This window comes from Coprococcus sp. TF11-13 (assembly GCF_003481085.1).
GTDB classification, from domain to species: Bacteria; Bacillota; Clostridia; order Lachnospirales; family Lachnospiraceae; genus Coprococcus; species Coprococcus aceti.
Genome location: NZ_QUKK01000020.1, coordinates 1 through 6,101 on the forward strand (window position 1 = coordinate 1; position 6,101 = coordinate 6,101).

General features: G+C 38.3%; 5 protein-coding genes and 1 riboswitch. All 5 genes read right to left on the minus strand.

Going from position 1 to position 6,101, the window contains the following annotated elements:
• Positions 1-422 precede the first annotated feature (422 nt).
• Entirely contained in the window at positions 423-1,394 is a 972-nt protein-coding gene (locus DXD11_RS13950; protein ID WP_118758620.1) for a Gfo/Idh/MocA family protein, read from the minus strand.
• 63 nt (positions 1,395-1,457) lie between these two features.
• Positions 1,458-1,856, minus strand: a complete 399-nt coding sequence (locus DXD11_RS13955; protein ID WP_243105888.1) for an SIS domain-containing protein — start codon at positions 1,854-1,856, stop codon at positions 1,458-1,460.
• Positions 1,857-2,196: 340 nt separating this feature from the next.
• Positions 2,197-3,570, minus strand: a complete 1,374-nt coding sequence (locus DXD11_RS13960) for an NAD(P)/FAD-dependent oxidoreductase (RefSeq protein WP_118758621.1) — start codon at positions 3,568-3,570, stop codon at positions 2,197-2,199.
• Positions 3,571-3,660: 90 nt separating this feature from the next.
• Positions 3,661-3,759, minus strand: a riboswitch (purine riboswitch).
• Between the two features lie 151 nt (positions 3,760-3,910).
• Positions 3,911-4,480: a helix-turn-helix domain-containing protein gene (locus DXD11_RS13965; RefSeq protein ID WP_118758622.1), complete on the minus strand. Its 570-nt coding sequence runs from the start codon at positions 4,478-4,480 to the stop codon at positions 3,911-3,913.
• 683 nt (positions 4,481-5,163) lie between these two features.
• Entirely contained in the window at positions 5,164-5,967 is an 804-nt protein-coding gene (locus DXD11_RS13970) for a hypothetical protein (protein ID WP_147360138.1), read from the minus strand.
• Positions 5,968-6,101: the final 134 nt, after the last annotated feature.

Consider the following 6,101-nt stretch of genomic DNA (forward strand, 5'->3'; position numbering starts at 1 on the left):
CTTGAAATTCTTGTTTGGAATTTCAGGGTTGTCATGTTGTTAATTTTTCAAGGTTCTTTTATGTTTTCGCCTCTCAGCGACAACTTCTATATGTTATCACATCCGAAGTTCTTTGTCAACAACTTTTTATCTTTTTTCAAGGCCTTTTCGGTTGCTGATGTCTGACCTCTTCGGCGACAACTTCTAAATATTACCACACCGAAGTGTGTATGTCAACAACTTTTTCAGGTAATTTATAATCATGTCTCAGTGACATATCATGTTGTATACCTATAAAAGCTGTCGTCTGCTGCCTGTTCATGCGACAGCTTTTATAAGATACCACTACGGCAATCTTATGTCAAGGACTTTTTTTATTTATCTGACAATTGTGTGCAATTGTTCTAAACAGCCTCCCCTACATATGGCAATCTACCTTCTACCTATTCTTCCTCTGGATATGTAAATCGCCATGATCTTCTGAACTCTGTCATCATATCCATGACATCCTTTGTATATTCCAGATACATATCTCCATCACCGGATATCGCACTCTCCATGTCCTGAAGCTCATACGCAAGGGCATCCGCATTTTCTCCGGCTGCAACAATCTCAGTTTTGCCTGTATCTGTGTATGTAACCTTTGCCTCCCACGCTCTTGGATACTCCATCACCTCTATATATCCATTTTCACATGATACCATTCCACGTTTCGGCTGCTTCGAGTGAAGGGACAGCATAACGGTTGCCATCTGGCCTTCCTTATTCATAAGCAAAAGTCCTGCCTGCTCATCCACTCCAGTAGGCGCAGGCTTAACCTGTGAAAGGAGCTTGTCTGGCTTTGAGTCCATGAACCACCTTATAAATGACAGGGCATACACACCTATATCCAGCATTGCCCCTCCCGCAAGGTTTCTGTTGAAGAATCGATTGTTCATATCATAGTCTTTGAAGCTTCCAAAATTCATGGTTATGAGATTGACCTTGCCAAGTGCACCCGAGTCCAGTAACTCCTTAAGTTTTCTGTAAATAGGCATATGATAAATAGTCATCGCTTCACCTATGATCACATTATGCTGCTCTGCAAGTTTTACCATCTCTTCGAGTTCATCGCTGTTCAATGTTATAGACTTCTCCACCAATATATGCTTACCATTCTCTATCGCTTTTCTCATAAACTGTATGTGTGTATTGTGTGGAGTCGTTATATATATCACGTCCACTTCCGGATCCGTGAACATCTCATTGTAGTCTGAATAAACCTTATCTATGCCATACTTCTCAGCAAATGCCACCGCTTTGTCATACGTCCTGTTACCAACCGCATAAATGTTCCTGCCATTCTTTTTGAGTGCCACTGCCATCTCATTTGCGATAACTCCTGTTCCGAGAACTGCCCATTTGATATCTTTCATGTCTGTTTCCTCCATATATAATTATGTATTTGGATTGTATATACACTATACATAAGCATCATGTCACTCCTTTGTATAAGCCATCGCCTGTTCGTGCCTTACTATTGACTCGTAGGATTCCTTTCTCATAGATGCAAGCAGCAGATATATTATCTCTATCACCATGGTTGCAGACACCCTTGAAAAGCAGTATCCATCAAGAAATAATTTTTCACGGGTAGCTGTTGTGATGTGATATGTGCTAAGCTCCGCAACACTTGACCTGGCATTATTGGTTATTGATATGGCAACTGCTCCGCGGCTCTTTGCCGCCTCCAATATCTTTTTAAGTTCCTCTCTGTCGATCATGGCCACAGTTTGTCTCAGTTCTTCCATTTTATTCGACAGTATCCCTCTCAGAGAACCTTCCATATCATCCACAGATATATGTCCAGATATCTCACCGTCATCCTTGGCATCCACGAGTTCTCTCGCCAGCGATATCTTGAGATGCGCATATCTGATTTATAACTGATCCTTCCATATTTTCCTATTCCCTTTCTTCTTTCGAAAATAATCCATCATATAGTGTCTTCTATACAATGCCACTAATAATTTTCTCAGTTAAATTTGTTTTCATATTTGTTATAGGCTTTAAATCTATTTTCATACCTTTTACAACTCTACCATCCTTCTCCCATCCAGTCAAACAAATGTATTTTCGCTTGAAACTCATTTATCAAATAAAAACAGAGTATCTGGAACCCCTATCACGATACTCTGTTTTGAATGACTTTCTTCTATATAAATATATCTATTCGTTTTATTCGCCATGTGCAATATTTCTTGCTACATATACACCGCTTGCAGATGCATGGGACAGCGAGTGGGTTATACCACTTCCATCGCCTATGATATACAGTCCCTTATATATTGTCTCCAGCTTGTCATCTACCTCTACCTCCATGTTGTAGAATTTGACCTCAACTCCATACAACAGTGTATCTTCATTTGCCGTTCCTGGGGCTATCTTATCAAGAGCGTAGATCATCTCGATTATTCCATCCAGAATTCTCTTTGGAAGGACAAGGCTCAGATCTCCCGGTGTGGCATTGAGCGTAGGTGTGATGAACGCTTCCTCTATCCTGCTCTGGGTGGATCGCTGTCCCCTTATGAGGTCGCCAAATCTCTGCACTATTACTCCGCCGCCCAGCATGTTGCTGAGTCTCGCTATGCTCTCGCCGTATCCGTTGGAGTCCTTGAACGGCTCTGAGAAATGCTTTGCCACAAGGAGCGCAAAGTTTGTATTATCCGTCTGCTTTGCAGGATCCTCATAACTGTGGCCATTTACCGTTATGATTCCATTTGTATTCTCAGTAACCACGGCGCCCCTTGGGTTCATGCAGAAGGTTCGCACCTTATCTCCATACTTCTCCGTTCTGTATACTATCTTGCTCTCATAGAGCTCATCCGTCAAATGTGCAAATATGGCCGCAGGAAGCTCTACTCTGACTCCTATATCTACTCTGTTAGATTTTGTAGGCACATTAAGATCCCTGCACACTGTCTCCATCCATTTACTTCCGCTTCTTCCAACGGATATGATACATTTGTTACAAGCAAATATACCCTTCTTGCAGAATACACTATATGTTCCATCGTCCAGCTTTTCCACAGTCTGTATAGATGTGTCAAAATAAAACTCTACCTTGTCCTGAAGATATGCATACAGATTCTCTAGAACTATATAGTTGATGTCCGTGCCAAGATGTCTGACCGAGGCATCCAGCAGATGAAGCCTGTTCTGCAGACACACTGTCTTGAATCTTGTGCCGGCAGTGGAATAAAGCTTCGTACCCGCTACGCCGTACTCCATATTGATATCATCTACATACTTCATGAGGTCTATGGCCTCGTTCTTGCCGATGTACTCATACAGACTTCCACCAAAATCATTGGTGATATTGTACTTTCCATCGGAAAATGCACCTGCGCCTCCAAATCCACTCATGATAGAGCAGCTCTCGCACCCCACGCAGCTCTTGATCTTTGTGCCGTCTATCGGACATTTTCTTCTCTTAAGCTCATGTCCAGCCTCAAACACTGCAACCTTGAGATCCGGAGCCTGCTTTGTCAGCTCATATGCAGAAAATATTCCTCCTGGTCCCGCTCCAATAATTATCACATCATACCTCATACGCGCACCCTCCAAAATCATTTTATATTTTTTATTAAACCCTATCTACGCTCTGTATCCACACACATATTTTTACAAAAAAATATAGTTGACCACGGCAATCCATGTCGTAGTCAACTATTATCGGTAGCTGGTAGATACACCCAACCATATTATGGGCTTATACATATATAATTGTAATTCTTTCGTCATAAAAAATGATTGCTCTAATCATACTCACGCATAATATCTGTGCTCATGTGGATGCCACGAACTGATCGTCCGCATTGCATCCTTAAAAATTATAGCATATTACATTTAGTTTGCGCAAGCTCAACCGTCGCAATGCTCATTATATATATCATAACGATGCTATGATTGCCGCGATGAATGTTCCAAGCAGGATTAATATGCTTATTACCAAAAGTACTCTCATAAGCGTTCTTTTCCGCTTCCTCATGTTTTCTAAAACTCCGGTTGAATAGAACACCGCAACCAGCAATGCACCTATAGCAACTCCCATAAGCGTTCCCATCAAATAGTCATAGATTGGAAGATTGTTATCTCTGCTGATCACCATCATCGTCAGTCCTGCAATCAATGAAACCAATCCCACTATGCTGAATATACGCAATCTCATCAGCAGTGTATTCTTCTCGTTTTCTGCATAATCAGCAACAACCATCAATCTCTCTTTTTCTTCCTTGTTCATATCCTCGCCTTTCCTTTCTCCGTCAATGATATCCCTGATATCGACATCATAAAAATCTGCCAGTTCCACCAGAATACTGAGATCCGGCATGTTGCTGCCAGTCTCCCATCTTGACACACTGCGGTTTGTTACCCCAAACCGTTCAGCAAGCTGTTCCTGGGTAAGCTGTTTTTCCTTTCTCAGTTCTCTTAGGAATGAACCGGTCTTTTTCTGATCCATATCTGTTGCCTCCTTTATATTGAACATCAGCCCATTTTAAGTTGCCTTCGGCAAGGGCTGATGCTACATGTCAAGCTTTTGCTAAAAACTTGACACATTCATTGACAGAATAGGGTTTTTCGGGTGTTTTTTATAGGACATGATGCGGGAATTGGCTGTTTTCAGCAAATATGTAAATACACCAGATCACTAAATCAGATTTAGTCTTTTTTATCATTTTAAGTCCCATACATAAAAATATAGTTGACCACGACATTTTTATTGTCGTAGTCAACTATTATCAGCAGCCGATAAATCCCCCAGCCATATTATAGATCTATACGTATTATATTATTGTTTTTCTTCTATATTGCGTCTCTTCTATATAAATAATAATTAGCTATTTTTATAATTACCACCATATCCGGCACCATACTGAGCATTGCCATACGGATTGTAATTGTCATTGCCATTCGCCGGATCATTGTACTGGAAATTGCCATAACCGGGGAGTAGAAATTCTTCATTTACTCCCCAAAATAATATTTAACAATGTTCTATATTATAATTCTTATAAATCTAGCTATTACAATATATAATCTCCAATTATTGAAATTATTTTCAGCTACTATATATCACATTCTATTAGACACACTTTCTATTTTTGTTTCTGCTTTACATTTATTATTTAACGATTCATTTTTTTATTCAGATAAACTACATCTGAATTTTGCTACTATATTATCATCATTCAAGTACTCATCATAATTATACTTGGTTATTTTTTCAAATGCATTTTCTTCCATTATATAAAACTTATTAACGCTATACAGTTTATGAGATTCTAAACTTTCTTTGTATTTCTTATTAAGCTTGTCAAGCATTTCTTTATTATCATCTGTGTTGAGAATAAAGATTTTATTCATTGCAGAAACATTGTTATCATATTCCGAATTATTCTTATCTTTAACTTCAGTTATCTCTGAATATACTTTTACATTTTCTGAATTAACTAATTTTACTATAATATTTTTTATATATGATTCATAATCATCTCTTAATAATAGATTCAAATAATCATCAGTTATAATCTCTTTATCATCTATCTTAGAAACCGTTACTGTTACAATATCACTTTCTGTTAGTCCTTGTGGATAAACTATTAATTGTTCATCTTGTAGCGAGTTTGGAGCAATATAACCTTCATAAATAAATTCTTCATCATATTCACTATCTAAATACTTATATAATTCCTCAATTCTTTTGATTGCAATCCTCTGTGAAGATAACAAATCATCATAATTGGTGGATAATCCCGCTTCCTTTAATATTTTCTTCTGTCTACTTGTTAATTCTACTTGAGAATTCTTCTGTGAATGTTCTGTTTTTATTTTTACACCACACCCTACTAAACATATAATAAAACAACAAATCAAAAATAATGCACTTTTTTTTCGCATGTCGCTATCCTTTCCAAAACTTAATATTATCCTTATCTGTTTTTTCAAATGCTACCCGAGTATCTATAATTGCTTTATGAGTTTCTTTAACTAAAGTATCTAATTGTGTTTGAACATTATCTAAATGATATGTACCCTCTTTACTGGACAACCAGTAAGGAGGGTATTTTTATGCGTTATAG